This window comes from Bdellovibrionota bacterium, from assembly GCA_040386775.1.
Lineage (GTDB): Bacteria > Bdellovibrionota > Bdellovibrionia > Bdellovibrionales > JAEYZS01 > JAEYZS01.
Map to the genome: position 1 here is coordinate 1 of JAZKEU010000023.1, position 26,813 is coordinate 26,813.

27 protein-coding genes and 1 tRNA gene are annotated in these 26,813 nt (G+C 37.9%); 19 read left to right on the forward strand and 9 right to left on the reverse strand.

Annotation, left to right across the window (positions count from 1 at the left end; all coding sequences use genetic code 11):
• Window positions 1–809 (forward strand): HNH endonuclease signature motif containing protein (locus tag V4596_13720; protein MES2770199.1); only part of this gene is annotated, 809 nt, incomplete at its 5' end.
• Between the two features lie 7 nt (window positions 810–816).
• Here the strand turns inward: V4596_13720 and clpA are convergent.
• The 5 genes from clpA to V4596_13745 all read right to left on the reverse strand — a co-directional run bounded on the left by clpA (window position 817) and on the right by V4596_13745 (window position 11,310).
• Complete coding sequence (clpA, locus tag V4596_13725) at window positions 817–3,084, reverse strand: ATP-dependent Clp protease ATP-binding subunit ClpA (GenBank protein MES2770200.1); 2,268 nt, start codon at window positions 3,082–3,084, stop codon at window positions 817–819.
• A gap of 62 nt (window positions 3,085–3,146) precedes the next feature.
• On the reverse strand, window positions 3,147–3,473 hold the full coding sequence (clpS, locus tag V4596_13730) for an ATP-dependent Clp protease adapter ClpS (protein ID MES2770201.1): 327 nt from the start codon (window positions 3,471–3,473) through the stop codon (window positions 3,147–3,149).
• A gap of 17 nt (window positions 3,474–3,490) precedes the next feature.
• The gene (locus tag V4596_13735) at window positions 3,491–6,235 is read right to left on the reverse strand and encodes a POTRA domain-containing protein (protein MES2770202.1); all 2,745 of its coding nucleotides are present in this window, start codon (window positions 6,233–6,235) and stop codon (window positions 3,491–3,493) included.
• Window positions 6,236–6,241: 6 nt separating this feature from the next.
• Window positions 6,242–10,240: a translocation/assembly module TamB domain-containing protein gene (locus V4596_13740; GenBank protein MES2770203.1), complete on the reverse strand. Its 3,999-nt coding sequence runs from the start codon at window positions 10,238–10,240 to the stop codon at window positions 6,242–6,244.
• Entirely contained in the window at window positions 10,237–11,310 is a 1,074-nt protein-coding gene (locus V4596_13745) for a hypothetical protein (GenBank protein MES2770204.1), read from the reverse strand. The genes V4596_13740 and V4596_13745 overlap by 4 nt, the downstream gene beginning before the upstream one ends.
• A gap of 242 nt (window positions 11,311–11,552) precedes the next feature.
• Between V4596_13745 and V4596_13750 the strand changes: the two genes are divergently transcribed.
• The 3 genes from V4596_13750 (at window position 11,553) to V4596_13760 (ending at window position 13,727) form a co-directional block, all read left to right on the forward strand.
• On the forward strand, window positions 11,553–12,275 hold the full coding sequence (locus V4596_13750; GenBank protein ID MES2770205.1) for a YebC/PmpR family DNA-binding transcriptional regulator: 723 nt from the start codon (window positions 11,553–11,555) through the stop codon (window positions 12,273–12,275).
• A gap of 82 nt (window positions 12,276–12,357) precedes the next feature.
• Window positions 12,358–13,101: a hypothetical protein gene (locus tag V4596_13755; protein ID MES2770206.1), complete on the forward strand. Its 744-nt coding sequence runs from the start codon at window positions 12,358–12,360 to the stop codon at window positions 13,099–13,101.
• 317 nt (window positions 13,102–13,418) lie between these two features.
• Window positions 13,419–13,727, forward strand: a complete 309-nt coding sequence (locus V4596_13760) for a transcriptional regulator (GenBank protein ID MES2770207.1) — start codon at window positions 13,419–13,421, stop codon at window positions 13,725–13,727.
• 29 nt (window positions 13,728–13,756) lie between these two features.
• Here V4596_13760 and V4596_13765 read toward each other — a convergent pair whose 3' ends face one another.
• On the reverse strand, window positions 13,757–14,926 hold the full coding sequence (locus tag V4596_13765) for a hypothetical protein (GenBank protein ID MES2770208.1): 1,170 nt from the start codon (window positions 14,924–14,926) through the stop codon (window positions 13,757–13,759).
• Between the two features lie 249 nt (window positions 14,927–15,175).
• On the opposite strand from V4596_13765, the gene V4596_13770 reads away from it, so the two are divergent.
• From V4596_13770 to V4596_13805, 8 genes are all read left to right on the forward strand, one after another.
• Window positions 15,176–15,823 (forward strand): hypothetical protein, encoded by a 648-nt coding sequence (locus tag V4596_13770; GenBank protein ID MES2770209.1) that lies wholly within the window; start codon window positions 15,176–15,178, stop codon window positions 15,821–15,823.
• Between the two features lie 52 nt (window positions 15,824–15,875).
• Window positions 15,876–16,451 carry a hypothetical protein gene (locus tag V4596_13775; GenBank protein ID MES2770210.1) on the forward strand — a complete coding sequence of 192 codons (576 nt, stop codon included), beginning with the start codon at window positions 15,876–15,878 and terminating at the stop codon, window positions 16,449–16,451.
• Window positions 16,452–16,538: 87 nt separating this feature from the next.
• Complete coding sequence (locus V4596_13780; protein MES2770211.1) at window positions 16,539–17,078, forward strand: hypothetical protein; 540 nt, start codon at window positions 16,539–16,541, stop codon at window positions 17,076–17,078.
• 52 nt (window positions 17,079–17,130) lie between these two features.
• Window positions 17,131–17,721, forward strand: a complete 591-nt coding sequence (locus V4596_13785) for a hypothetical protein (GenBank protein ID MES2770212.1) — start codon at window positions 17,131–17,133, stop codon at window positions 17,719–17,721.
• A gap of 53 nt (window positions 17,722–17,774) precedes the next feature.
• A complete protein-coding gene (locus V4596_13790) occupies window positions 17,775–18,359 on the forward strand; it encodes a hypothetical protein (GenBank protein ID MES2770213.1) in 585 nt (194 codons plus the stop codon).
• Between the two features lie 63 nt (window positions 18,360–18,422).
• Window positions 18,423–19,007, forward strand: a complete 585-nt coding sequence (locus V4596_13795; protein ID MES2770214.1) for a hypothetical protein — start codon at window positions 18,423–18,425, stop codon at window positions 19,005–19,007.
• Window positions 19,008–19,026: 19 nt separating this feature from the next.
• The gene (locus tag V4596_13800; protein MES2770215.1) at window positions 19,027–19,548 is read left to right on the forward strand and encodes a hypothetical protein; all 522 of its coding nucleotides are present in this window, start codon (window positions 19,027–19,029) and stop codon (window positions 19,546–19,548) included.
• Window positions 19,549–19,615: 67 nt separating this feature from the next.
• On the forward strand, window positions 19,616–20,125 hold the full coding sequence (locus V4596_13805; GenBank protein ID MES2770216.1) for a hypothetical protein: 510 nt from the start codon (window positions 19,616–19,618) through the stop codon (window positions 20,123–20,125).
• Window positions 20,126–20,142: 17 nt separating this feature from the next.
• On the opposite strand, the gene V4596_13810 is transcribed toward V4596_13805, so the two are convergent.
• Genes V4596_13810 through V4596_13820 form a run of 3 tightly spaced genes read right to left on the reverse strand, consistent with a single transcriptional unit; the run spans window position 20,143 to window position 21,841 of the window.
• The gene (locus tag V4596_13810; GenBank protein MES2770217.1) at window positions 20,143–20,421 is read right to left on the reverse strand and encodes a DUF2945 domain-containing protein; all 279 of its coding nucleotides are present in this window, start codon (window positions 20,419–20,421) and stop codon (window positions 20,143–20,145) included.
• 2 nt (window positions 20,422–20,423) lie between these two features.
• The gene (efp, locus tag V4596_13815) at window positions 20,424–20,984 is read right to left on the reverse strand and encodes an elongation factor P (protein ID MES2770218.1); all 561 of its coding nucleotides are present in this window, start codon (window positions 20,982–20,984) and stop codon (window positions 20,424–20,426) included.
• Between the two features lie 35 nt (window positions 20,985–21,019).
• Complete coding sequence (locus V4596_13820) at window positions 21,020–21,841, reverse strand: tetratricopeptide repeat protein (GenBank protein ID MES2770219.1); 822 nt, start codon at window positions 21,839–21,841, stop codon at window positions 21,020–21,022.
• A 46-nt stretch (window positions 21,842–21,887) separates the two neighbouring features.
• Here V4596_13820 and ruvC point away from each other — a divergent pair, with 46 nt between their 5' ends.
• The 7 genes from ruvC (at window position 21,888) to V4596_13855 (ending at window position 26,398) form a co-directional block, all read left to right on the forward strand.
• A complete protein-coding gene (gene ruvC / locus V4596_13825; GenBank protein ID MES2770220.1) occupies window positions 21,888–22,397 on the forward strand; it encodes a crossover junction endodeoxyribonuclease RuvC in 510 nt (169 codons plus the stop codon).
• 25 nt (window positions 22,398–22,422) lie between these two features.
• Entirely contained in the window at window positions 22,423–23,007 is a 585-nt protein-coding gene (gene ruvA / locus V4596_13830; protein ID MES2770221.1) for a Holliday junction branch migration protein RuvA, read from the forward strand.
• Entirely contained in the window at window positions 23,007–24,047 is a 1,041-nt protein-coding gene (gene ruvB, locus V4596_13835) for a Holliday junction branch migration DNA helicase RuvB (protein MES2770222.1), read from the forward strand. The genes ruvA and ruvB overlap by 1 nt, the downstream gene beginning before the upstream one ends.
• Before the next feature lie 36 nt (window positions 24,048–24,083).
• Window positions 24,084–24,157: transfer RNA gene (locus tag V4596_13840), tRNA-Cys, on the forward strand.
• Window positions 24,158–24,400: 243 nt separating this feature from the next.
• The gene (locus V4596_13845) at window positions 24,401–25,453 is read left to right on the forward strand and encodes a nucleoside 2-deoxyribosyltransferase (protein ID MES2770223.1); all 1,053 of its coding nucleotides are present in this window, start codon (window positions 24,401–24,403) and stop codon (window positions 25,451–25,453) included.
• Entirely contained in the window at window positions 25,443–26,225 is a 783-nt protein-coding gene (locus V4596_13850; GenBank protein ID MES2770224.1) for a hypothetical protein, read from the forward strand. The genes V4596_13845 and V4596_13850 overlap by 11 nt, the downstream gene beginning before the upstream one ends.
• Complete coding sequence (locus V4596_13855; GenBank protein MES2770225.1) at window positions 26,222–26,398, forward strand: hypothetical protein; 177 nt, start codon at window positions 26,222–26,224, stop codon at window positions 26,396–26,398. Before V4596_13850 ends, V4596_13855 begins: the two co-directional genes overlap by 4 nt.
• Window positions 26,399–26,813: the final 415 nt, after the last annotated feature.

A 26,813-nucleotide genomic window follows, 5' to 3' on the forward strand; every position in this document is an offset into this window, starting at 1 on the left:
GGCTTTACTCTAAGAACTACCCATCACTCTTTGAGTATTGCGTGAAAGTGTTAAAATACTCGAGTGCTTCCGCTCAAAGAAGGATTGATTCCATGAGAGCCATGAAGTTGATCCCAGAACTAGAAGAAAAGATTATTTCAGGGGATTTGAATTTATCTTCTATCTCTCAAGCGCAAAGCTTTTTTAGACAAGAGGCTAAAATAGGTAAAAGCTATTCGGTCATAGAAAAGAAAGAAGTCTTAGAAAAGCTAGAAAACAAGTCATCTAGAGAATGCATCCAAGAATTGATAGCTATTTCTCCTCAAAGTGTACCTCAAGAGAAAAGAAGAGAATTAACTATAGATAAGACTGAACTGAAAGTTATTTTAAACAAAGACCTCATCTCAAAACTAGATAAGATTAAAGCCTTAATGTCCCACAAGAACCCAAGCATGACAGATCAAGAACTGATCGAAGCAATGGCAGAGATTGTCATCCAAAAAATTGATCCAATGGAAAAAGCCAAGAGAGTAGAGCTTAGAAGGCAGAAAAATAACACGCCTCAGCTTCCGATAGAGGAAGTGAAAGGAGTTACTAATAGATATATTCCAGCAGCTCTAAAACAAGAAGTGTATCTAAGAGATAAAGGCCAATGTGCACACTCAAGCTGCAATTCAAACAAATTCCTCGAATACGACCACATCATACCTATCGCAATGGGAGGAGGAGCTACGATCCAAAACCTAAGATTACTTTGCAGAACTCACAACCAAAGAGCAGCCATCGAAAAGTTCGGATTCCAAAAGATGCAGCAATATCTCAATTTTTGAGAACTAACTAAGCAGTCACGAGTTCGTCGCTGAATTCGAATTCGATTTTATTCTTCTTGAACTTTGCTTTTACGGTTCCGCCTTTAGACAGTTTTCCGAATAGAATTTCGTCTACTAGCGGTGTCTTTAAGTGTTCTTGTAAAGCTCTAGACATGGGGCGAGCGCCATAGGCTCGGTCGTAGCCTTTTTGCATTAAGAATTTCTTTACGCTGTTATCAACTACGAGTTCCACATTTTTCTTTTTGAGTTGTTCTTGGAATTCGATAATGAATTTCTCAACAATTCTAAAGATAATGTCTTCTTCGAGGTGAGTGAATTGCACGATACCATCGATGCGGTTAACAAACTCTGGGCTGAACGCAGTTTTGATTGCGTCCTTAGAGAAGTTGTCTGCACTTGTATTCGCGATACCGATCTGGTTCTTACTCATTTCTCTAGCGCCGGCGTTTGTTGTCATAATTAGAATTGTATTTCTAAAGTCCGCAACTTTACCGTTAGTGTCGGTGAGTTTACCGTGATCCATCACTTGCAATAAAATATTAATTAAATCGGGGTGAGCTTTCTCAATCTCATCCATCAATACCACAGAATGTGGATGTTGAGTCACCGCATCCGTAAGTAGTCCGCCATCCTCATACCCTACATATCCTGGAGGGGCGCCGACTAAGCGAGATACTGCATGTTTTTCCATGTACTCTGACATATCAAATCTATGAAAGTGAACACCTAGGGCAAAAGCCAATTGCTTGGCAAGCTCTGTCTTACCCACTCCCGTAGGACCGGCAAACATAAAGCTTCCCATGGGTTTATTTTCTCGCCCAAGTCCAAGTCTCGAAACCTTGATTGCGGAAGTTAAGCTTTCTACAGCTTTATCTTGACCAAAGATCACGTGTTTTAAATTTGTATTGAGGTTTTTTAGTTTTTCGCGCTCATCGGTTTTCACAGTGTGAACGGGAACGCCAGAAATCTCGGCAACAACATCTTCAATGTCTTTGATCTCTACGGTTTTGTTATTTTCTTTTTTCAATTTCACGCGGGCACCGGCCTCATCGATAACGTCGATAGATTTATCGGGTTGAGATTTGCCAGTGATATGAAGTTGTGAAAGATCCACCGCGGCCTTTAGAGAATCGTCTGTATAAGAAACCGCATGGAATTTCTCATAAGAATTTCTCAAACCTTCGATGATCTTCATTGTTTCTTCTAAAGAAGGCTCATTGACTGAGATTTTTTGAAATCTTCTAACAAGCGCCCGATCTTTTTCGAAATGTGTTCTAAAATCTTTGAATGTTGTGGAACCAATACAGCGCAGGGAGCCGTTACTTAAAGGTGGCTTCAAAATGTTCGAAGCATCGAGAGAGCCCCCGTTTGTTCCACCAGCACCAATGATCGTATGGATTTCATCGATAAAAAGAATCCCATGATCCATGCTTTCTAATTCTTTTAATATAGCTTTTAATCTTTCCTCAAATTCTCCACGAAATTTTGTTCCGGCCAGTAAGGATCCAAGATCTAACGAGTAGATGACAGCGTCTTTTAAAAACTCAGGAACATTGCCTTGAACAATTTTAAGAGCGAGCCCTTCTGCGATGGCCGTTTTACCAACTCCTGGATCTCCCACGAGCAGCGGATTATTTTTATTTTTGCGAAGTAATGTTTGAATCATTTTATCGATGATCAAATCTCTTCCAATTAAATTTTCAATTTGATTGTTTTTCGCTCTTTCATTGAGATTCACTGCGAATTTCTTGAGTGCCGATGAAGCGGGTTCATCAGAGCCGCCTTCTCTTACTTCTACAGTGAGTTCATCGGATTCGCCTTTTTTTACTCCATGAGAAATATATTGGATGACATCGAATCTCGAGACGCCGGCTTTTTCGAGCAAATAAACAGAGTAAGATTCTTTTTCATCAAACATCGCAATCAAGATATTCTCAGGGTGAACAGTTTGTCTTCCAGAGCTTTGCACTTGAATAATTGCTCTTTGTAAAACTCTTTGAATCGCGAGCGTCAATTGAGGAATTGGAGAACGATTGACCAGATTTTTTCCTGGAGCGGGATTCACCGGTTGCTTTGGAACCTGTTGATCTAAATAAGTTTTAACTTCGTTTTTTAGTTGATCGTTATCTACGCCAGAAGAAGTGAAGAGTTTTTCAATTTCTGCATCCTGAGCTAAAGATAAAAGAATATGTTCTAGAGTCACGAATTCATGATTCCAGGTTGCGGCCATTCCGATAGCTGATTCTATGACTTTCTGTGTTCTTTCTGTAAGCATGAGATACTCCACCTGTTATGTTCGGAACACTCTTCCTGAAGTAATAAGAACTGTTGTTCTTATTACTCCTTTTCGACGACTGACTTCAGCGGGTGCTGATTTTCTTTGGCGGTGACATTTACTTGGGCAGACTTCATTTCTGCGATTTCAAAGGAAAAGACACCTGCAACTCCAGCACCGTCCTTGTGTACTTGTAACATTATATCATGGGCTTCATCGTCAGTTTTATTAAAAAACGATTTTAAGACGTAAACTACAAAATCCATCGGGGTAAAATCATCATTAAGTAAAATAACTTTATATAATGATGGCTTTTTCAGCTTTTCGCTGACCTTTTCTCTTAGGTCTAGCTCGCCATCTTGATGTTCTCTAGTTTTATTATTGCCCATATATAATCATTCTACTGCTAGAATGTTCCAAAGGAAAGATGGAAACGACCAGACGGTTCGTCAAGGCCTCGATCTCGATCTAATTTGTGGCCATACTCAACAGAAAGTGGTCCAACTGGAGTTTGGTAACGGAATCCAATACCTGCAGCATCTCTATATGTGTCTGCGAATTCATTTCCACGTATAAATACCGCACCGCCATCATAGAATAAAACAGATTCTATCTGGCCATAAATTGGGATTCTGAACTCAGATTTAACTAAGTAATAATGGCTTTCCGATTTTACTTCGACAAGTTTTCCATTTTTATCTGTTTCGTGAGGAATTTCGTTGGGCTCAAAACCACGGAGCGTGTCTCTTCCTCCGAGTTTGAAAGTTTTTACGTCGGGCACTTTAGAATTATTATTGTCTTCAGTATTTCTTAAATATCCTCCAGCAAGTGAAGTGGCCCAAATGATATTTTTTAATTTTGTTGGAACATAAGTATTGATCTGCCCCACATTTCTGACGTAGTGAACAGTATCTGAAGAGCCTAGTTCGGGATCTCCGTATTCTACGGAAAGCTTTGTATAATAACCTTTTCTTGTTACAAACGGGTGGTCACGTTTATCGTATTCTATGATGGGGCCAATTGCAGCGATATCGACCTCCTCTATAAGTTGATTCGTCTCCAGTTTGTATTCTTTGTTTGCAGACATAGACCAAGTTACCCAAGTCATCTTTAGGAATCTTGTAAAATCTTTTTCGATCAAGAAGTTGATCGTATTGCTTTCTAGAACTTCAATGTCGGGATTTCTAGAAATGATTTCGCGTGTTCTAATAAGATTAATTCGGCCCCTTGTTCGTTTTGCAAAAAGAGTGGGTTCCAAATAACCAAGAGTCACGGTGTGATCCACAAAGTTAATATCCGCAACCCGACTCAATTCTACACGACCAGAAAGCGCTCTGGCTGTACCTGCGATGTTATTGTAGCTTAACCCTGCATATCCACGAAGAGTTAAATCAAACTCAGTGTTTACACCTAAACCCAAATTAAATAATCCAGGGTCACGTTCAGCAACCCTGATCAGAATGGTTCTATTCGAGCTTTCAGTTCCTTTTTCTAGTGTAGAAATCTCCACTTGAGTGAATAATCCGGTTTTTTGCAAATGGTATTCTGAATCGGCAATTTTTTGGGGAGTTAAGACTTCACCTTCGTCAAACTCGAGTTCATTGATGATTACGTACTGCTTAGTTAAAGCATTTCCTTCTACGACAATTTTATTGATCTTGATTTGCGGACCTTCATGAATTTTATAGTAAAGATCCGCTTTTGTATTGTCGTCCGAATATTTTACGAGTTCGGACATGGTGGACTTCAGTTCCATTTCTAGATAACCTTGATTGTGATAGTAGTTCACAATCTTCTGACCGCTGCGCTCTACGAGAGCAAGATTGAGTGGAATTTTTTCTTTGATTTCAATAACATCTTTCAATTGGTCTTTTGAAAAAGCCTTTGTGCCATCAAATTCTAAGGAGCTAACAATTGTTTGTGGGCCTTCATCAATAAAAAGAGAAAGTTCTGCACTTCGCTTGTCTGGGGAGAATGAAGTTTGACTAGAGAGAACTTGCGCCTTTAAAAACCCTTGATTCTGAAGTTCGTTCACCACGGCATCTTGCGCAGTCTTTACAGATTCTTGTTTGTATACTTTTGCATCATAGTATCCATTGAATAAATCCAAATAATATTTTGGAGGTCTCGAGAGCTTGCCGTTGAATTTGATTCTCTTGAGGTATGATCTTGGTCCTTCAACAATTTTAAAATATGCTTTTCTAGAAAAAGATTTCGCTTGCACGCTCTCTCTATGCTTTATGCTGACATTTGCAAATCCATAGCTGTGATATATTTTTTCTAACTTGGATGCGAGCTCTGCAGTGGGGTTTGAACCAAATTGAACTTTGCTACCGATTTCCAATTTATTAGAAAGTTCAGTTGTCGAGAAATACTGATTTCCTTCATAAAAAAGAATGTATTTGTATGCATTTTCTAATGTATAGGTCACATAGCTTTCAGTTTTATCTTTATTGTATTGAAATGATGGGCCTTGAATGGAAACGCTCAGGATTTTGTTATCAACAAAGAATTCTTTAACTTCGCCTTCGATATCAATAATGACATCGTCAGTGAGGGGTTTATTGATAAAAGATTTTACATTGCGCTGAATCTGCGCGCTCAAGTCAGCGTAGGATGTATTGAAATCAATTCGTTTAATCAGGCAAGGCTTTTGCTCATCTACAATGATTTGAAGGTGAATTCTGTTGTTTGAGGCAGGTTGAGTATCAATACTCACTACAGCATTAAAGAATCCGCTCTTCCCATAAAGCTCTTTAATTCTTTCAGCGCCATCATAAATGTTTTGGAAAACAAATTTTTCGCCTTGGTCTATATTGAAGGACGCGAGAATATTTGCTTCGCTGAGTTTTTTGTTACCCTGAACGGAAACACTAGCGATAATTTTAAGTGGAGTCGCGATGATCACAACTTTTCCATTATTTTCAGAGATTTTTAAAGACTCAAACTCTCCAGTTCTATACAAATTTTCAAGAATTTGATCCATTTCGCTTGGAGTTGGAACATCATTGAAAAGGTTAGGATGGGCTTTAACAATAGGATCTAATATTTTTGTTGGTACTTCCTTGAAGTCAAAAGACGAGTGAATACCTTGCGCAGAGATTGTCTGCGAAAGAGTGATCATCAAAATCAAGGTCGTTAAAAACTTCATTTTATCCTATTTAAATTCAAGTTTGTATTCTATATCAATACCCAAAATGTCAGTAGTATTTTTATCATCGCTTGATGTCGTTGTGGATGTTGTATTTGAAACCTCACGGCCTTCCCAGCTTCCGATGAGTGATACGCTGCGATTCAGTTGGTATTCCACCTTCACATCCTGAGTTGTCAATTCGCCAAAAGTTCTAGAAGCACTGGTTTCCACTCTTGGAGTCCATTGCTTAGAGATCGTGATCTTTGGAGATGGTGAGTTATTTCTTTGGTCGATGGCCGAGCTCACTTTAAATTCTAACCCCGTTCTGTTTTGTAGATCTCTACCAAATTTATTTTTTGTTAAGATCGAAGCCCCCACTTCGTAAGATTGTCTTTGAAGCTGATTCTCTCCGGCTTGATTGCTTTGGTAACCTTCAGTGGTAACTCCAAGAGCAAGGAGTGAGGCGATGTCTTTTTCGGATCTTGGAGGATTACTCGAGAAGGTTAAGCTTGGGTCATCCGCTTTACCTTGTACGAGCATATTGATTTCATATCTTTGTACGCGACTCTCGACGTTTTCTTCAACAACAGCATTGGCTGAAATGTACATTTCGGGATTTATTCTATTCGGATCATTGAATTTTAGCTCTGCTGTTTCAAATTCAAATGTAGTGTCTCTAAAAAAGAACTTTCCATTTCTTTGCAGTTGCAACTGTCCAAGTAAGACGGGACGAGTCAGTGGGCCTTTGATTTTTAGTCGACCGTAGGCTTTTGAATCAATGAATTCATTTCGAACGTCGACACCTTTGTTGAAAATCACATCCAGATCAAAAACCGCAATGTCTGCAGTTTTGCGAAGGAGAGATTCGGGCAAAAGTTGCGATCTTGTAACACCAGCTTTTTGGCTGCTGTCTTGTTCTATGGGTTTTGTATAGAGTCCACTCTGAATAACATAGTTGCCTTCAAAAAGATAAGGGAACCAGTTCCCCGTGATGTGGAAGTCACCGCTACCTTTTGTAACTACATCCTGAGGCACTCGCATGGTTACACTGTCAAATCTTCCGTAAAGATCGGTTTTGATATTTTTAGCACCTTTGATTTCGACATTGCCATTTCCGGATAGCCTACCGTTGGCAAAATCACTGGTGAATCTATTGACGATAATTTTATCATCACTGAATAGAATATCGGCACTGATATCATCAAAAGTATGAGGGAAGGCATCTACTCTCACGGACGCATCTGTAATGAATGCCGATCCTAAGAACTTCCAGTTGTTCTGACCAAAAGAAAGTTGAGTTGTAACAGCGAGGTTCCCTCTTAAATCATCAAAGAATGGTGTTAAGAAAGAAACTAAGCCCAAATCGATTTTACCATTAATACCTAATCCAAATGGATAGCCTGGAGATTTTATGGAATTGATTTCAAGGGAAGTATTGTCACCTCTCAATCCAAATTTTCTTACTTCTAGAAGCCCATTTGTGAATTTGATATTTACCGGCTCATAAGATCTCATTTCTTTGATTCCTCGTTGAACGCGGAGATCTCTGACCAAAATATTTCCATTGGAATTCCAAAAACCATTTTTCGTAGAGCTCAAATCAATATCGGCTGAGAGGGAGGTTGTGAATTCTTGCGCGCGGCTCTTCGAAGAAATAAGATGTATAAGAGGAACGAAGTCCCACTTTTCTGTTTTGGCTTTAAACGAAAAAGGTGCCGTTGGATTTAGAGGGATCACGAACTTTGCATCGATTTTATCGCCCATGAGCTTGCCGCTACCTTCGATGGTGTTTTTTCCGAAAGTCATAATGAATTTTGAATCAGGGATAGGCTCTTGAGAAACAGTTGTGTCTGTAAGTGTTCCGGTGAGTAAAGACTTTGGACTCAAAATATGGTCTGTGAGAGTTAGGTTGAAATTTAAATCCGCATTCATATTCAGCTCAGTTTTTGCAAATGAGTTGATAGACTGTAGAGTAAAATTTTTCCCGACCCATTCTGTTTGGATATGCCCATCGGGTTTTGCTGTCCCAGTTAGAGTGAGTGTGCCACTGGATTTTTTTAAAGTGGCTCTATCGGCTTTGACAAAGCCTTTCTCTGAAATGACATCAAAGATCAATTCATCAAAAGATTCTCCGGCGATATTTCCGTTTTGAATATTGGATTTCAAAGTGTACGAAAGAAGACTGAAATCCAATGGACCAGAGAAGTTCACTTTGGCCGTACCGCCACCATAAAGTTCAAACGGAAGGGCCGCAACTTTTGAGATGGCCTTTTGAATATCCGAAAGCTCCAGGTAAGGGGCTTCGACATCGCCGACGATCTTTCCTTCTGTTAAATTTATATCCAGCACTCCAAGGTACTTTGTAGTTCTGATGAGGCCATCGATATCTCTTAATCTGAGATGGCCTTTTCTGTAAGAGAGTTGAGAGGCAAAGTCTCCGGTGAAATATTTTTTGATTGTAAAGTCTTGGGCTTTCACATCCATATCAAAAGTGGCCGCGTGGCTATCGCCCTTCACATTCCCTTTGCCTTTGATAGTTCCTTCGAGGCCAAGGTTAGCGAGATTGAAATCTTTAAAATTAAGACTAGGAGATTCGTAATCAAAATTAAATCCTTTTGCAAAATCAACATAGCCCCAAGCAGTTCCCTTTGTTTCGTCGCCAATACTGATTTCTGCTGCAGTAATGACTTGAGTTTTTGTCAACTCCACAGAACCTTTGATTGTCCCTTTTTCGGCATTCACAATATCTAAAGATTTATTGTAAACTTTGAGCTTATCTACTTTTACTTCGCCTGTGCATTTGAGAAGTGGAGTTTGATTGAACTTGCCTCGGCAAGGCAGCTCCGTATTTATTCCCAGTTGAACGGGAATTTCACCCATTCCTAAACTCTTTAATAGAGTTTGCAGCTGTAGATTTTCAACACCAACAATCGCAGAATACTCCATGGGTTCAGAAATTTTAAATGACAAGCTTGAAAGATTGATTTTTCCAGCAGGATTGCGAACCTGAATTTTTTGAGATTGGATCTGTTCATTTTGATAAACGGCTTGACCGATCACATCTCCAATTTCAAATTTCAATACCTTTAAATTTTTAAAATGAAATTTACTTTGAGTTGAAATAGGACTTTGAGTCTTTTTTGTAATGAATGTCTGCGCTTCAAGACTTCCACTCATTTCTGGAATATTTTTTCCTTTTAGGAAAGGCAAGAGCTCTTTTCTAAGCTGGTCGAGCCTCAAGCTAGTTTTGACTTTTAAATTCACTTCGTCAAATTTAATGTTGGAAATAGGAGTCTCGGTATAACCAGCGGCGAGTATATATGAATCCCCTTTTTTAATTTTAAAGGCAGACATTAAAATTTGATTCTCTTGGATAAGAAATCTGCTTCCCAGAGAAATATCAACAGGCACTTCGGCAATTTGCGGATCATAAATCAAAAGTTGCGGCGAGATGAATGAAAAGAGAGCTGAAGATTTTTGGTTTTCAATTTCTAATGAAAATCTATTTAAATTGATTTTAGGGATATTTTCTTCTGCGTCTATACTCAGGTCCATTCTATAGATTGTGAAGGTATTGAGAGGGATTTTTAGAATGGATTTTAAATTTAGCTTTGAATCTGAATTTGGATCTTTTAAGTTTTCAAAAGCTTTTACACTTTTAATTCTAATCTCTGGATCCATAATTTCGATTTTTGAGAATTGAAATAAACCTGTTACAAAGCTAAACGGATTGACGGAGAGCTTGACTTCTTTCACGTAGCTTTCGCTGACCGCTTCACTTAAAGGTGCTTTGGGCTTTAATCGAATGTGTCGGAAGCTTACACCGATGGGGAAGGCATGGAAATCAATATTCGAAACTAAAACACGCACGGGTCCTTTTGCTGTGGTGGTCTTATCGATTTGATCGATGGCCCAGATTTTAAAATCGGGAAGATGGTAACTGTAGAAAAATCCAAGCACTCCAAAAAACAATGCAACGATGGTGAACTTTGTAATTGTTCTGAAGAGTGGATGATGGATCAAGTATTCCTCCATGAGTGGAGAAGAACTTTGGCGGCGTGGTTCTTGGGTGAGATCTCTAAAACTTTTTCTAAAATTTGAATGGCTTTTTCTTCTTCCCCTAAACCGTAAAGGGCTTGAGCTCTAAATTCTAACGTAGCAAAAATAGTTTCAGGATTTTCTGGATACTTTTTTTCTATCTCAAAGCTTTCGCTTATTGCATCAATAAAATTTTCAGATTTAATTAAGAGATCCAACTTCAACCAGTCCTTTTCCAGGGTGGGGGGAGCATAGCTCAAACAAGTAAGAGCATCATCATAAACTTCCATTTGTGTAAGTAAAATGGCTAAATCATAAGCAGACTCTGGATTTTTCTTAGCGTTTCTTAAAACATCTTCACTGATTTGATTCTTGGCTGCTGAATTTGCAGGATCTTTTTTGGCGATGTTCTTTGTCGTTGAGAGTGTAGATTGCAGATCTCTTTCTTTTTTCTGAATAAGGGTTCTTATTCTCGCTAAATCCAAGTCCGAGGTGATATTGAGAACTTCGCTATCATCTGGAAATTTTTCCTTTAAGAGTTCAGAAACTTTTTTAATCTCGCCATCCATTCTATCGTTGATGTGACGCTGAAGTTTTTCTGTGAGTTGCTTTTTTTCTTCCTCAAGTTGTATTTTTTTTTCGTGTAAGAAAGTTTTTATTAATTTTTTAAAACGGGAATGCAGTTTCTTAGATTGCTGAACGTAAACAATGTCTTCGAGCTTATTGTTTTCAGTCATACCGACAAGGATAGGGTCAACGATGTCATCGGGGAGAGTCTCAGTTGTTCTGGAAATCATTTCGATGAATGGAATCCAAGCAATGTAACGATCGTGGGTGAGTTGCTTAGAGTATTGAGCTTGGAGGGTTTTTAAGAAACCTGTATTGATAAGAAACTGCGCGGCAATGTCTTGATCTTTCTCAGAAAGTTCACCGCGATCCCATTTTTTTAAAAGATCATCGGCAACATAGGTCGCATCAAAATCTTGTAAAAGCTTGTTAATAATAATTTCAATTCTAGATGAATCCAACGCTGCTCCGGCGGTCATGTAATCCACGATGTAAATCTTCCTTAATTATATGAAAAAACTAGAAGTTTTTAAAGTTCAGTAATGGTCGAGTCCTAGGGAAATTGAGATTGGTTTTTCAGAAATAACCTTCGTTTTTAAGCACAACTTCTCGTTTTACCGTAAATAGCCTAGAAGTCAGGTATATACTATCCACCTAGACCGCGACAAAAGCTTGATAATCCTAGTATTTTAGAGGAAAAATGGTTCTTCATTTTAACTTGGAGTTATTCATGGGTGCACAGTGGAAGAATCAGCATAAGTCGGCGGGAGCTGCTCAAAAAGGAAAGATTGTTCATAAGCTGACAAAAGAAATTCAAGTGGCAGCAAGACTTGGACAACCAGATCCCGATTACAATCCCAGATTGAGAGCGGCAATTGAAGCAGCGAAAAAACAATCGGTCACTCGCGATGCAATTGAACGCGCGATCAAAAAAGGTTCGGGCGCGGATAAAGACGCCACGAATTTTGATTTAGTAACTTACGAGGGATTTGCTCCTCATCAAGTGGCGGTGATTTTAGAAATCTTAACGGACAACAAAAATAGATCGGCGCACGAAGTGAAACAACTTTTCAAAAAAGGCCAAATGGGAGCACCCGGCAGCGTAGGTTGGATGTTCAATCACACCGGAATTATCGAGGCCGCTCACTCTGATAAATCTTTAGACTTAGAATCCGTAGCCATCGAAGTCGGTGCGCAAAATGTAGAGTCACTCGAAGATGGTGAAGTGGAACCGCATCTTTTGGGTGCGAGATTCATTGCTGATGTTCCAGATCTAGACAATGCGAACAAAGCGCTGCAAGCTGCCGGATGGAATGTGACCAAGGCGGAGCTAGGCTACGTTCCAAAAAATCTCGTAGAGCTTTCTCCTGAAGCAGAAAAAGAAGTCGTCGAATTCCTGCAAGAGATGGATGATTACGATGATACGCATAGAGTTTATGTGGCTCTGAAATAAAAACTAACTTTGGGACGAGTAATTGACAAAGTTATAGAATATATTGAATCTAGCATTTTGATTTAGCCTATAGGGAGAGCGTTTGAAAAATATAGCGATAGCAATACTGATTTTTGCAATGGGTGCGGTAGGATTGGCGGCTGAGAATAAGCCAAAAAAGAAGATCACAAAAACCGTAGTTACAACTATAGAAGAAGTCGATGACACAGCTCCTGCTACGGCACCAGAAGAAAAAGGCCCTAAGATCGTTAAAGAAGATTCCATTTATGAAAATTCTAGTGAACATAACCGCATGAATAAAAAATATGCGGCATGGGCTCAGTTGCTAGGTGTAGGTCCAAGTATTTCAAGTTCACGGGGCCTTGCTTTTGGAAAATATCATACAAGCTATGATATTTTCTTTGTTGAAGTGACAGATGGTTCAAATGGGTGGAGTAGTTTTGGTGGTTTTGAATACGATATTGATACAAAATCAATAGGCGTTCATTGGAAGCACTTTACTGGAAATTCTTTTTATTTCAATACTGGCATAGATTTTAGAAAAGTTGATTACGATTATAGAAGTACAGTCACATCGACACAGAGCCATTTTGATTCGACTTCCGCAATAATTAGTTTCGCAATTGGGAATCAATGGCAATGGAATAGTTTTACGATGGGTTGTGATTGGATTGGACTATCGCTTCCGGTTGCGGATAAGATTTCAAATGCTAGTATAACAACGGGTTCTGCTTTTGAAGAGGGTGATTTCAAAGACGATCAAGATTTATTCTCTGGAAAAACACATATACAACTGCTTCGCTTTTATCTAGGCTTAAGCTTTTAAATTTTTTCTATCTAGCGATAGAAGTTATTAGAAGAGAATACGAAATAAATGTTTTTATAAATGGAAAGAGATTTACAAAGTTACATATAGACCCACACTACGAAAGGAAACATTCGGCGTCTATCAATGACCAAATTATATTGGAACTTGTACAGCAGTTGAATGAAGAAGACTTCAAGCCTGAATATGTGGATTGTGATTTTGAATATTACGTAAGAGAAAGTTTAATTTTTGAAAATAAAAAATATAAATTGATATGGTTAATAGATAAAAATTTTGCATATATTGGAGTCATCAATGCTTACAGGAGAAAATAAATGAAATTTCCAAGTGAGAAAAAATTAAAAAAAATAAGAAAGATCCTTGAAAAAGCTGAGGGGTCATTGGGTCTTCCTCCAAACGCAACACCAATTGAAAAATTAAGATATGATATTTGTAAACAGTTTGTGGTTTATAAACGAGAGCATAACCTTACTAGTAGAGAGTTTGCAAAAGTACTAGACATTGATGAAAGTCTTTTGGGCAAAATTCTAAGATATCGTAATGAGCGGTTTACGACAGACAAACTCGTCCAGTTATTGTCTAAAATCCATCCAAAACACAGCCTTATATTAAAAGTATCTTAAGTGGAATAGACGCGCTAAATCGAAATAAGTTATTTTGTTTCTTTGTTACTTCTTACTTTTCTTAGAATATCTAAGCGTAAAGCTAAAGTGAGTTCAGAGCTTTCTAGTTGGCTTTCGGTATATCTGCCATCGCTTGTTACCTTGGTAAGGTTTAGCTTTGTGATCTCGAATATGCCCACTAAATAATTATTGTATAGATTTCTTTGCGTGAAATAGCGAACGTCTTCTGTTGTCAGCAAACCTTCTGAATAATATTTCATAATTGTATTATAAAGCGATATATTTTCTAAGCGAGTCATAAAATCAATCAATTCGGCATCTTCATTTTTATAGGCTTCCGCTTTACGTTGATTGTAAACTTTGGGCTGCAAGAAATACTCGTCTTGTACTTGGAGATGATCGTAGAACATATGGGTGAGGGTTTTAAGATCGTCTTTTGTTTTTTGACTGAAGTTGAGGTCTTTGGTGATGCCATCGATATGACCGAAAAGAACTGAAGGTTCGTGGTTTTTTTGAGTCTCTTGATTCTTGTAGTAATCATTCAATAAGAGTTCAAATTGTTCTCTAGAAGGTTTTGAACCAGTATTCTTTTGGACAATTTCAAAACGAATGTCCTTTATATATATGCTCGATTCAGTGCTTTGTTGGAGTTGTGGCTGTTCACTAATCAACTCGTATCGAGGTTGGTTAGCTATATCTTGCGTGATCCGGGCAGTTTCCATTTGTTGTGCATAGGATTGGACTCCAGAAAGTGTCACTAATAAAACATATGCAGGGATTTTTACGTACTTTGATAGAATTTTTTCTTTTTTAATCGTGTAGAATGTTATTTTTCTGGTGGCCCAATCTGCAAAATTCATAGGATCTAACCATCTTATAGGGCGCATTTCAAAAATGCGAAGAGGGGAGAAGGCATAGTTTTCGTCTTTTAAAAAAAACTGTCCAAGTTTGCGAGGAAAATATCTAACATATTTTTCGACCCAATTGTTTTTCACTTTTGGTTTGTATACAAAAAATCCATATTTGGTAATGGCCGGTGGTTCGGGATCAGCAAGAAATCGACTTGTCTTACCAGAAGAGGTGCTTGTATCTGCTGAAAATAATTGCGCGCAACTTATATTCTGAGCTGACACATTTTGTGAAAAACTCAAAAAAAAGCAGAGCAACAAAAATGCAACAATTGTAGATTTAAGTTTCATAACCATTGGTATTCCTATCAGAGATATAGACTGCAATTCTAAGGCCGCAGATTAAGCAGCAGATTCTTACTTAATAATTTGAAAAGGCTTTTTTTGAGCCCTGTGAATAACAAAAAGTTGTTTTCATGTTTCTGAATTAGTTTTTTCCAGCACCATGATGAATTAAATTTGTTTATATTTTGGCACAATGCTTGCTTTATGTACGCTTGATTAAGTTTTTGACAGCTAATTTTTACAAGGAGAATTAAAATGAAAGTATTTATTAAGTCGCTTTTGATCATATCGTTATTGAGTGGGAATATTTCCTACGCCGGAACTAATAAGCCTAAAAATATAGAGTCACTTACCCTTGCAGAACAACAAGAGCGATTAGAAGAGTTACATGAGTTAGTCCTTAAATTGGAAGGCAAAAAAAAATTGATTGAGGAATTCTTTGCGAAAAAAGGAGATGTAATTACAAATTATGACATGGGATTGGGTGCAGGAGCTATTGTTGCGATACTTGCTGCTATAATTGGTGTATCTAGATATAGAGCTGCAATTCCTGTAAATAGAGAGAGAGCTGCACTTGTAAATAGCTATATAGCTAAATTTAATCTAAATAAACTACACACAATTACGGATAAAGAATCATCTGCGTATTTCAGTAGACATTTCTCTGTGAATGAAGAAACACAGGCGCATTTGTTAGGTGGGATTTCTGTAATAAGTGCTGGCGCTGTACTTACAGATGTTGTCAATGGATTTGCTAAGTTGTCAGAATCGGAATTCAACGAAAAACTTGTGGATTCAACTCCTTCGCAGAATCAAGTTTTATACAGTGAGATTAGCAAACAGATCGATAAAACAAAAAAAGAAATTCAGGCTCTCGAAGAATCAATGATGGAATCTCTTTAAGAGATGAATTTTAACAGTTAATTTAACAAGACTTTTTACAAGGAGAATTAAAATGAAAGTATTTATTAAATCGCTTTTGATCATATCGTTATTGAGTGGGAATATTTCTTATGCGGAAAATAAACAAAACAGTAACAGCAAGTCTAAGATTCTTCGAGAGGCGCAGGGGGAATTAGAAAGGCTTGATACTTTAAGATACGGCTTGAATCACAAAAAAATATTGATTGAAGAGTATATTAAAAAGAATGGTAAAGTTAGAAAAAATGCTACTAAAGCTGCGGTATGGTCATCTGCAGGAGTAACTCTCGTGGCCTCTGCAGTTGCAGTATATGGTTTCAGAGGAATGAGACAGGAAAGAACTCTTCCTTATGTGCTCTTTGGAGCGAGTTCACCTATCGCATTATTCGGTGGACTAAATACCTTAGTTGCAATGGGGCAAATGCCGGACACAGAGTTCTACCAAAATCTTGAAAATGGACAAAGAGAAAATCCTAACCATATATCAAATGAATATCAAAAAATTGTGGCAGCTATCGCTGCAATCGAAGAGAGAATTCTGAAAATCGAAGAATTACTAATGCATGAAACTGGTCAGGCTCTCCAAAATTTGATGATGGATTCTCTCTAAAAACTAAACTTGATTCTCTAGCGGTAGTCGCTATCGCTACGAGAATTATATTCGCCTCGAATTTTCACTTTTACAAGGAGAATTAAAATGAAAGTATTTATTAAATCGCTTCTGGTTATATCGTTATTGAGTGGAAGCGTTTCCTATGCAGGTTCAGTTGACAGTCCAGATAGTCTTAGTGAAGACACTCTAGGGTCTCTAACTATGAATGAAAAGCAGGAAAGGTTGGAGAAGCTTACGGAATTAAAAATTAAAATGGTTAATAAGCAATTATTAATTGAAGATTTTTACAAGAAAAACGGTGCTGTTTTGAAAGATGTTGATCACATAATAGTTGGTTCAATCGTAGCAGGGGTATTATTTCAATTTGTATTTAAATCAGGAACTAAAGAAGAATCTAAAATAAGAGCATTAATCAAGACGATTAGTGGTTTGGCAGGCTCAACAGCTTCTGCTGGCGTTGGGATTGCATACGTAGCACAACTACATGATTCAAATTTTAATAAGAGTCTAGCCCAATCTAGCGATGATGAAATCCGAGTTCTGTATAAAACTTTAAGTCAGGAAATAATAGCAACCGATAAAAAAATTGTTCAACTCGAAGAATCAATGATGGAATCTCTTTAAGAGATGAATTTTAACAGTTAATTTAACAAGACTTTTTACAAGGAGAATTAAAATGAAAGTATTTATTAAATCGCTTCTAATTATATCGTTATTGAGTGGGAATATTTCTTACGCCGGAGCCAATAAGCCTAAAAATATAGAGTCACTTACCCTTGCAGAACAGGAACGATTAGAGGAGCTACATGAGTTAGTCCTTAAATTGGAAGGCAAAAAAAAATTGATTGAGGAATTCTTTGTGAAAAAAGGAGATGTAATTACACATCTTGACACGAAATTGACCGCAATAACTATTGCTACGATACTCATTGCTGTACTTGGTGTATCTAGATATAGAGCTGCACTTGCTCTACCTAGACATAGATTTGCCGGTGACGGACGAGGTGCGTTTGTAAGTAGACACAGATTTACGAATGAAGGAATAGAGGCGTCTATGTTAGGTTTGATTTCTTTAGTGGGTGCTGGCGCTGTACTTACAGAGGTTGTTAATGGATTTGCTGATTTGTCAGAATCGGAATTCAACGAAAAACTTGTGGATTCAACTCCTTCGGAGAATCAAGTTTTATACAGTGAGATTAGCAAACAGATCGATAAAACAAAAAAAGAAATTCAAGCTCTCGAAGAATCAATGATGAAACCTATTTAAAAAATTGAAATTTAGCAGTTAATTTAACAAGACTTTTTACAAGGAGAACTAAAATGAAAGTATTTATTAAATCGCTTTTGATCATATCGTTATTGAGTGGAAACGTTACCTACGCAGGAAATGGAGATACAAATAAAGTCACCAGTAAGGTGGTCGATGTAAAAGATCAGCGCGCATTGGAAAAGAAAATAGAATACAAGAACGACTTGCGAATTCGTTATATTATCCAAAAAGATTTAATCGAAGAAGAAATACGTAAAAGACATAAAACTTATGAAAAAGAAAGATTCTTTTCAACTAGGAAAGGTGTCGCGGCAGGGATGGTTCTTGCAACAGCTATAGCTTATGGTTCTTTCCGTTCTATTAGATATGGTATGAAGAATAAAACTGGTTACTTTGTTGAGCAAGATTTCCCTAAGCTTGCAGGTACACTAGGTCTCTTAGCTTCAGGTACTTCAGTAGTTGTACTTTCTGAGATATATACAGAGGCAGAATTTCGCGCAAAATTGAATACAATGACTGATGAAGAAATTATTATTTCTCTTAATCAGCATACAAATGAGATAAAAAAATTAGAAACAGAAATTGAGGAGCTAGAAAAATTTGTAGTGGAAGAGTGGTATTACGGCCGAGTTTAGCGAACATTATTATAAGAATTAGATTCTGATCTGATATTTCAAGTTTTATTTAGGAGATCACATATGAAAAAATTTATTAAATCACTTCTCATCATAACACTATTGAGTGGGAATATTTCCTATGCTGGTGCAAATCAATCTGTGAAGTTAGAAGGGCTCTCTTTAGTAGAAAAGCAAGAGCGACTAGAAGAGTTAATAGACCTAAAAAATGATTTAAGCAAAAAAATCACTTATGTGCGAGAGCATATAGATGCTGATGACAATGACGATAGGAATGTTGAGAAACTCACATTATTTGTTACTGGAGTGGGAGCTTTTATGACACTTTATTCATTGTTGCCAAGTAAACATGTAATTAAGATTGTTAAGGTTGCTAAATTTAACGTGCCAAAATTATTATCATCGCTTAAAGAGCATGCCGTGAAACGAGGAGATGTAATAGCTGAAGGGGCTGTCTTTGCGATGGTCACAGCTGTAGGGGCACCTGTTTCGTGGGCTGAACTGCAAAGAATGAAAGTTGACACTGAGGTTCGCGATTTATCGCACGAAGAAAAATTAAATTTATATTTTTCACTTCATAGTGCTCACGATGAAATTCAAGCCGAAATTTTCCGCCTGGAGAATTTGATAAATAAAGAACTCAATTAAATTTACTTAAGGAGACAGTATGAAATTTTTTATTAAATCACTTTTAATTGTATCGTTATTGAGTGGGAATATTGCTAACGCGGATACAGCCAAGACAATAAATCTAGAATTATTAACTTCTTCAGAAAAAGTAGAGCGGATAGAGCAACTGGAAGAATTAATGTCCAATGCACAAGAAAAAAGACGATTAATTGAGGAGCATCTAAGGAAAAATGGAAATCTTATTAGAAATAATAATTTGAAGGCAGCAGCAGGAAGTGTAGGTATGGTAGCTTCTCTATTTTTAATGTATCGTTCTCATAAGACTAAAAATGTAGTTGATTCTACTGTAAAGTATGTTGTTGGTTTAGGAGGTGCTCTTGTATCAATGGCCCTTGTTATACCTCCAGTTACTTCATTACCTAATTTAGAGTTTCTGCAACTTTTAAGAAAATTGAGTAATGATCAAGCTAAAGAATTATATGTTGAGCTTGGAACTGTAATTAATGAATCCACTGCAGAAATTAACGCTGTTGAAGAATCACTTATGCAATCTATGTAGAAATTAAAATTAATTTTTCGACGCATAATATGCAATGTGGCCTGATATTAAATAAAGGAAATTTTTTATGAAAGTATTTATCAAATCATTTCTAATTTTATCCTTACTGAGTGGGAATATTTCCTACGCTGATTCTAAAATCAGTGACCCATCAACTCTAGCTGAACAACAATATTATCTAGAGCAGCTTGAAATATTCAGAAGTGACATAGTTCGCAAAAAACATCTTTTGGAAACCTATCGTGCGCTTGACGGTAATGTTATTAGAAACGTCGATACCAAGAAGACTGCTGCCATATTAACACCCCTTGTATCTGCGGGTTCTTTTATATTAGGAATGAAGAAAAAGAGCTTTATATTATTTTTGAGTGGGCTTGGTGGATTATTGTTTTCTCCGCCGATAATATCGGATTATGTTGAGCACAGGCATTTGTATAGCGACTCAGAGTTCAACGAAGAACTCGATAAAATGAATGATAATGAAAGGTCGCTTGCGTACATTGAGATCAACAAAACGATCGCCAGAATAGATAGAAATATTCAGGCCCTTGAAGATTCGATGATGAAATCACTCTAAAAACTAAGCTTAATTCTCTAGCGGTAGTCGTTATCACTACGAGAACCTAGCTTCGTTTTAATTTTACGAGAGCTAAGCTCCGTTTGTAATTTCAAAGCAATATTTCCCGCTATTGATTTTACTAGGTAGGCGGGCTTTTCTGGTGATCCGTGTCTGGTGATCTTTTTACCTTTGATGGTTTTCGTAATAGATTCTTTAAAAATTTCTTCGACAACACCTTCAATAATTCCGCCGGCCCATTTCCATTGGACTTTTGATCCTTTGCGAAATGGTTTAGGGTCCGGCTGTGATGTCATGATTATTGAGCCTTAGATAAGTACTCACCAGTTCTTGTGTCGATTTTTAATTTATCGCCCACACTGATGTGTAGAGGAACCTGCGCTACGTAACCAGTTTCTGTAGTTGCAGGTTTAAAAGTGTTTGTAGCCGTGTTTCCTTTAAAGCCAGGATCCGTAGCTACGACCGTCAACACCACCATGTTCGGGATATCGCAACCGATTGGTTTTCCGTTAAAGAATAAAAGATTACATTCGAGGTTTTCAATTAAGTAGTTTTTAGCATCCCCAAGATCATCAGGGAAAAGTGTAACTTGTTCGAAAGAGGATTGGTTCATAAAGTGGAAACCTTGATCGTCTCTGTACAAGAACGTTGCAGAAGTTCCAGACACATCTGGAATTTCAAATTTTTCACCAGACTTGATCGTCATTTCTAGGTTTTGACCCGTGATCATGTTTTTTAATTTTGTTCTTGTGAACTGGTTTCCTTTTCCAGGTTTTACGTGTTGGAAATCAGTGATTACCCATGGTTTGCCATCGATGAGTAACTTTGTGCCTTTTTTAAAATCGCTTGTTTCGATCATAGTATAGTCCCAGTTATGTATTAATTTTTGGTAGCTTATCGTCGAGATTCTATTTTGTGGAGTAGATTCTTAAGTAAGTCAATTTTTTGAGACTCAGCGGCATGATTTGAAGCTGCATCGGCGAGGGATGTATCGTGGGTTTCAGGAATGAATTCCTTATGTTCTTCAATCCTAGCAAAAATAAACTCTTTCCTTTTTTCAAGCTCCCGGTGAGTTCCAATTAAATTCTCCGAAGACTCAATGGTTTCGATAGCCCTTTCAAAATCCAAACGTGCAATAAAAGCATCCGTAAGAGATAAAATTCTTTCCAATTGAAGAGATTTATAGGCTCCAGCAGAAGTATTGGCCGCAATTTTTGCTGGATTTTGCTGCATGTTTTTGAGTGAGATGTCCGCTTTCAAAGGCTTCATTTCAAAAACATCTTCTTCGTACTCGTCGGCAGTGATGCTTTCGAGTTTCTTGGTATGCATCTGGGCTTGCGCGTCATTTGGATTCAGAAAAAGCACCATTTTGTAGGCTTTCAAAGCTTCCTTGGTTTTTTTAAGCTGAATAAAGCATTCGGCCAATAGTTTTTGCGCGAGGATATTTTCAGGAGAAAGATCTGTGGCTACTAACAGCTGTTCGGAGGCCCCTTGGAAATTCTTTTGGTCGATCAGAACCTTTGCATAGGCCACGCGGCCACTGGCAAAATGGGGATGAAGTTTGACTCCGCTTTCTAAAATCGATCGAGCTTCTTCGATAAGACCCATTTTACGATAAGCTTCTCCGAGAGGTGCGAACACCTTGGACTTGGGATCTTTTTCGAAAAGTTTCTGATACCTTTCGATAAATTCTAGATTGATATTGTCATAGCTCATCAATATGATTCTGGCATAGGTAGTACACAACTTGAAAGGAAAAAAGTTGATCATCATCGGGTTAGATCCAGGAAGTCTTTTTACAGGTTTTGGTGTCATCGAATATGACGGCCGAAACGTAAAATATATAGATCACGGTGTAATCAAAAACTCTTCGGGAGTGGACTTTGCTATCCGCCTGCACAAGATTGGCGAAGAGCTTTCCCGCGTATTCGCAAAATACAAACCGGCGCATGTGGTGGTGGAAAAAATATTTTTGGGAAAGAATGTCGACAGTGCATTCAAACTTGGTCATGTTCGTGGCGTGGCTTTTTATGAGGCCCACAAAATCAAAGCGCAAGTGAAAGAGTACGCTGCTCGCGAAGTCAAAAAAGGCATTACAGGTTATGGAGCAGCAGAAAAAGAACAGGTGAGATTCCTTGTTCTCAATTACTTGAAACTCAAAGAAAATATTCAAATCGATGCGGCGGATGCCTTAGCTCTCGCAATTTATCATTCGCAGCGCGCAGACATTGAAGAAAAATTATCTCGAAACATGAAGAATATAGAGTTATAAATATTCATCCGGCGGAGGGGCTTTCATGATTGCTTACTTAAAGGGCACGACAATTCATCTCGATCTAGAAACGGCCATCCTTGATGTTCAAGGAGTGGGTTACGAAGTTTTATGCTCTACCAATACTCTGGATCGTTTGTCTTTAGGGTCAGCGGCGCATCTTTTTATTCATACACATGTTAGAGAAGACGCTTTTGTGCTTTACGGTTTTGCGACTTCCAATGAAAAAGAAATGTTCCACTCCCTGATCAAAGTGAACGGCGTGGGGCCCAAGCTTGCCGTTAAGATTTTATCCGGAACTTCGCTTGATCACTTTATTGAAATGATTGAGGACGAAGATGTGGCGGGACTTTCAAAAATTCCAAAAGTAGGGAAGAAGACTGCCGAGCAGTTGGTGCTTTCGCTCAAAGGAAAATTAAAAATCATCGAGGACGTAGGATCTAGTTCAAAGAGATCTGTCAAAGGCACTTCAAAAGAAATTCTATCAGCACTGGTGAATTTAGGCTTCAAAGAATCCGATGTGCAAAAGGTAGTTCAAGAATTACCTAACGACACAACATTTGAAGAAGGCGTTCGCAAAGGCCTTTCATCGTTATCGGGGAGTTTATAATGTCAGAGAGAATCGTATCTTCAGAAACCTTGGGTGCATCACTAGGCGAAACAAAATTTGAGATCAGTCTTCGTCCCAAATCTTTGGGCGAATTTCCTGGTCAAAAAAACGTAACAGACAAATTAAAAGTTTTCGTAGAAGCGGCGATGAAGCGTAAAGAACCTTTAGATCACACATTGTTCTATGGGCCTCCAGGTTTGGGTAAAACCACGCTGGCGTATATCTTAGGAGAAACTCTCGGAGTGGATGTTAAGACCACTTCTGGGCCGGCTCTAGACAAAAAAGGTGATCTGGCTGCGATTCTCACATCACTTCAACCCAATTCCATTTTGTTTATTGATGAAATTCATAGATTGAACAGAAACGTTGAAGAGTATCTTTACTCTGCGATGGAAGATTTTTATATCGACATGGTGACCGGCGAAGGCCTCGGCGCAAGATCGATGAAGTTTCAGTTGGCCCCATTCACATTGGTGGGAGCAACTACTCGTATTGGGTTGTTAGATAATCCTTTTAGAGATCGTTTTGGAATTATTGAAAGATTAAATTTCTATAACGAAAATGATCTCGTGCAAATTCTCACAAGGTCCGCAGGACTTTTAAATACTGAGATCGTAAAAGAAGGAACACTAGAAATCGCTAGACGTGCGCGCGGAACTCCGAGAGTAGCGAATAGACTTCTTCGCCGGGTGCGTGATTATGCGCAAATTCAAAACAACGGCGTGATCGATGAAAAGATCGCAAAGTATGCTTTAGACCAAATGGAAGTGGACCATAGAGGCTTGGATGAAATGGATAGAAGATTGCTTATCCTCATGATCGAAAAGTTCCAAGGCGGGCCGGTAGGGTTGGACACTTTATCAGCAGCTTTAAATGAAGAACGCGAAACGATCGAAGAGGTTTATGAGCCATACTTGATTCAGCAGGGTTTCTTGCAAAAAACGCCAAGAGGCCGTGTCGCATCGCCTTCAGCCTACGAACATTTGGGCCTAAAAGCTCCAAAGACTTTAGCTCAACCAAATGTTCAGCTTGATATTTAGTTTTCAAAATATTAGATTCTTCGTTCGTACCTAAATGGTGGTGTAGCCAAGTGGTTAGGCAGCGCTCTGCAAAAGCGTCTACGTCGGTTCGATCCCGGCCACCACCTCCATTCCAAATCCCACATTTCGGGGGGATTTTTAGTTTCTAGAGTTTTTCAATTAACAAAATAAAATCAGTCAGTTGGATAAGAAATCTGATCGAGTCACTTTTTTCATTTATCACGCAAAATCATGGGAAACCATGGCACTCGTAGTGATTGTGTAGTGAACGATGTAGTGACCGGTTATAGGCTTGACGAGACACTTGAATGTAATCCATAAATTTTGTTTAATCTTAATTCAAAGGAGAAGGCATGGCTGAAGCGGGGAGTTGTTGGTTTACTGGGGCAAGCGCTATATATGATTCAAACGGAGACCATGTCTTTGTTAGATCGGATGCAGTTGGTAAATATGAACTTTCATTTGAAGTTGCGCTGTTAAGATCACAAGAGAAAGAAAAAAATGGAGGGTATACTCCTACTTCAGATCAAGGTAAGGCAAATTGTGCTCGAAAATGCATGGAATTAAATAGAAATTCAGGAACCTGGGTTGTTTGGGTAATAGAAGAGGAATTAGAAAGTTATAAAAAGAAATATGAAAACAGTCCAAATATCGCTGTTTGTTGTTATGAGAGAGTCTGTGATGAACCAGTCAATCATTCAGAAAAGCCATACGTTCTTTTGGAATATCTTGCTCAACAGTTATCAAAGACAAGTGCATACGATCGTTTTTTTATACAAGATCAAGATAGAGCTTGGGCTCGAATTGCAAATGATGAGGAGCTGTTGCAGATACTCCAGTATTTATTTAATAAGAAACTTATTAAAACTAGACGCTCGGATGTGCCGGTTTCAGCTTTAACAGCCTTTAACTTTCATAATGTTGAGTGGCAAATGACGGTTGATGGTTGGGCGCATATTTCTAAGCAAAATATTTCTCAGAATACAAATAAGGTTTTTATTGCAACTCAATTTAAATGGACTGAGGGAAATTCTCAAGATGCCATTGATGCAATTAAGAATGCCTGTAAGGATTGTGGTTACGATGCAAATGTAGTTAGTCAGGCTCACACTGACAATATCACAAATAAAATTATGTCTGAAATTAAAGATTCAAAGTTTGTTGTCGCAGAACTTACCTATAATAACAGAGGTGTGTATTTTGAGTCAGGGTACGCGCGGGGATTAGGAAAGCCTGTTTTTCATCTTATTAAAAGTGATCATGTTGATGGAGATGATAAAGAAGGGAAGCGTATTCATTTTGATATACAGCAAATTATGTATAGACAGTGGGACAACTATGAGCAGCTAAGAGAAATGCTAAGAGATTGGATAAAGGTAACAGCAGGAGTTTATGGTGAAAAATGAATTTATAAGTTATGAGCAAATTCGGAAAGAGCTCTGTACGGAAAATAGAGACGTAATTAGAGAGTTATTTAAAATAATACAAAACTTAAGGGATGAAGAACACGATCGCGCTAAAAGCTTAGATTCCAAAGCATCATCTCTGTTTGCTCTCGTGGGAGTATTGGTAACTGCTAATTTTTTAATTATCGGAGATCTGTCCAAAAAAAATGAAATGATCTCCTATATTTTATCGACATGTTGGGGAAAATTAGTTTTTGTAGCATTGTTAATTGTTTTGGTCTCAGCTTGTATCTTTTTATTAGCGACAATACTAGTTCGAGAAGCACAGCTGGCTCCGAGCGATGACGATCTTTTTTGTTCTATAAGTAAGCATGACGATCATGGGCAAAAAGATGTAGATGGGCATAAATACAGACGTTTTTTGTGTGAGCATTATTGGAAGCTTTATAGGAATCATTTGGATTCAAATGATAAGAAGGCTACCAGACTCTTCTATGGACAGAGTCTGTTGTTTACGGCATTGATTTCTATGTTTGCAATATTGATATGTTTGATAATATCATTTGGCCCTATGGGAAATCAAAAAAAAGAATCTGAGCGCCTACCAGCGTCTTCAAATAGTAGTCCAACGGCAAATATAAAACCAGCGGATACAAAGTCACATCAATCTCCGGTGATGACTTCTCCGCGACCAGAGCCTTTAGGTTCATCAGGCGATGGTAAGTCTATTAAGAATAGCGTTAGTGGAGATAAGGCTAGGCCTAAAAAATGAGTGAAAATAAGAATCAAAAACCAGCGCCACCACCGCCTCCTCCGCCACGTCCAGCTCCACTGGGCCCTTCATCGCCAGGCACACCATTAAAGAAGAGTATTGATGGAGATAGACCTGCTCCGTTAAAACCGTCAAACAATGGGCAAATAATCAGAAGAGATTCTGGAGAATAATTTTTGAATAGAAAAATTTTAAGATTTAATCTTCTTTAGAAGGAGTAACCTCAGTTGATGCGTTTTCAACCGAGGCGTTCACAGATTTAGCCTGCTCAAAAAAATCTAATATCTGTTTTTTAATTTTTTCTCACTCTTCTTCTGTTGTACCTTCTTTTGAAGCTTGTGCTTTTAAATCTGCTATTAGAGATGCCATATTGTCTTCATTTTTGACAGGTTCAATATTTTCCTAAAATTCCAAAAGGCGCCAGCCTACTTGTATTTCGCAACTGCTAAATAAAAAAATTATTTTTTTAATTTATTTGACGACCATTTTCTATGTTTAAATAGGTGTAAGCTTGCTTATAAATATTGAGAATATTATTTTTTGTAATTTTAATATTTTCTTTCTTTGTGAGAGTAATTACGCGCGTAC

Coding starts and splice junctions, on each gene's coding strand:
- clpA (MES2770200.1), bottom strand. CDS start 3,084: ATGCTTACAGAAAGAACACAGAAAGTCATAGAATCAGCTATCGGAATG.
- clpS (MES2770201.1), bottom strand. CDS start 3,473: ATGGGCAATAATAAAACTAGAGAACATCAAGATGGCGAGCTAGACCTA.
- V4596_13735 (MES2770202.1), bottom strand. CDS start 6,235: ATGAAGTTTTTAACGACCTTGATTTTGATGATCACTCTTTCGCAGACA.
- V4596_13750 (MES2770205.1), top strand. CDS start 11,553: ATGGGTGCACAGTGGAAGAATCAGCATAAGTCGGCGGGAGCTGCTCAA.
- V4596_13760 (MES2770207.1), top strand. CDS start 13,419: ATGAAATTTCCAAGTGAGAAAAAATTAAAAAAAATAAGAAAGATCCTT.
- V4596_13765 (MES2770208.1), bottom strand. CDS start 14,926: ATGAAACTTAAATCTACAATTGTTGCATTTTTGTTGCTCTGCTTTTTT.
- V4596_13770 (MES2770209.1), top strand. CDS start 15,176: ATGAAAGTATTTATTAAGTCGCTTTTGATCATATCGTTATTGAGTGGG.
- V4596_13775 (MES2770210.1), top strand. CDS start 15,876: ATGAAAGTATTTATTAAATCGCTTTTGATCATATCGTTATTGAGTGGG.
- V4596_13780 (MES2770211.1), top strand. CDS start 16,539: ATGAAAGTATTTATTAAATCGCTTCTGGTTATATCGTTATTGAGTGGA.
- V4596_13785 (MES2770212.1), top strand. CDS start 17,131: ATGAAAGTATTTATTAAATCGCTTCTAATTATATCGTTATTGAGTGGG.
- V4596_13790 (MES2770213.1), top strand. CDS start 17,775: ATGAAAGTATTTATTAAATCGCTTTTGATCATATCGTTATTGAGTGGA.
- V4596_13795 (MES2770214.1), top strand. CDS start 18,423: ATGAAAAAATTTATTAAATCACTTCTCATCATAACACTATTGAGTGGG.
- V4596_13800 (MES2770215.1), top strand. CDS start 19,027: ATGAAATTTTTTATTAAATCACTTTTAATTGTATCGTTATTGAGTGGG.
- V4596_13805 (MES2770216.1), top strand. CDS start 19,616: ATGAAAGTATTTATCAAATCATTTCTAATTTTATCCTTACTGAGTGGG.
- V4596_13810 (MES2770217.1), bottom strand. CDS start 20,421: ATGACATCACAGCCGGACCCTAAACCATTTCGCAAAGGATCAAAAGTC.
- efp (MES2770218.1), bottom strand. CDS start 20,984: ATGATCGAAACAAGCGATTTTAAAAAAGGCACAAAGTTACTCATCGAT.
- V4596_13820 (MES2770219.1), bottom strand. CDS start 21,841: ATGAGCTATGACAATATCAATCTAGAATTTATCGAAAGGTATCAGAAA.
- ruvA (MES2770221.1), top strand. CDS start 22,423: ATGATTGCTTACTTAAAGGGCACGACAATTCATCTCGATCTAGAAACG.
- ruvB (MES2770222.1), top strand. CDS start 23,007: ATGTCAGAGAGAATCGTATCTTCAGAAACCTTGGGTGCATCACTAGGC.
- V4596_13845 (MES2770223.1), top strand. CDS start 24,401: ATGGCTGAAGCGGGGAGTTGTTGGTTTACTGGGGCAAGCGCTATATAT.
- V4596_13855 (MES2770225.1), top strand. CDS start 26,222: ATGAGTGAAAATAAGAATCAAAAACCAGCGCCACCACCGCCTCCTCCG.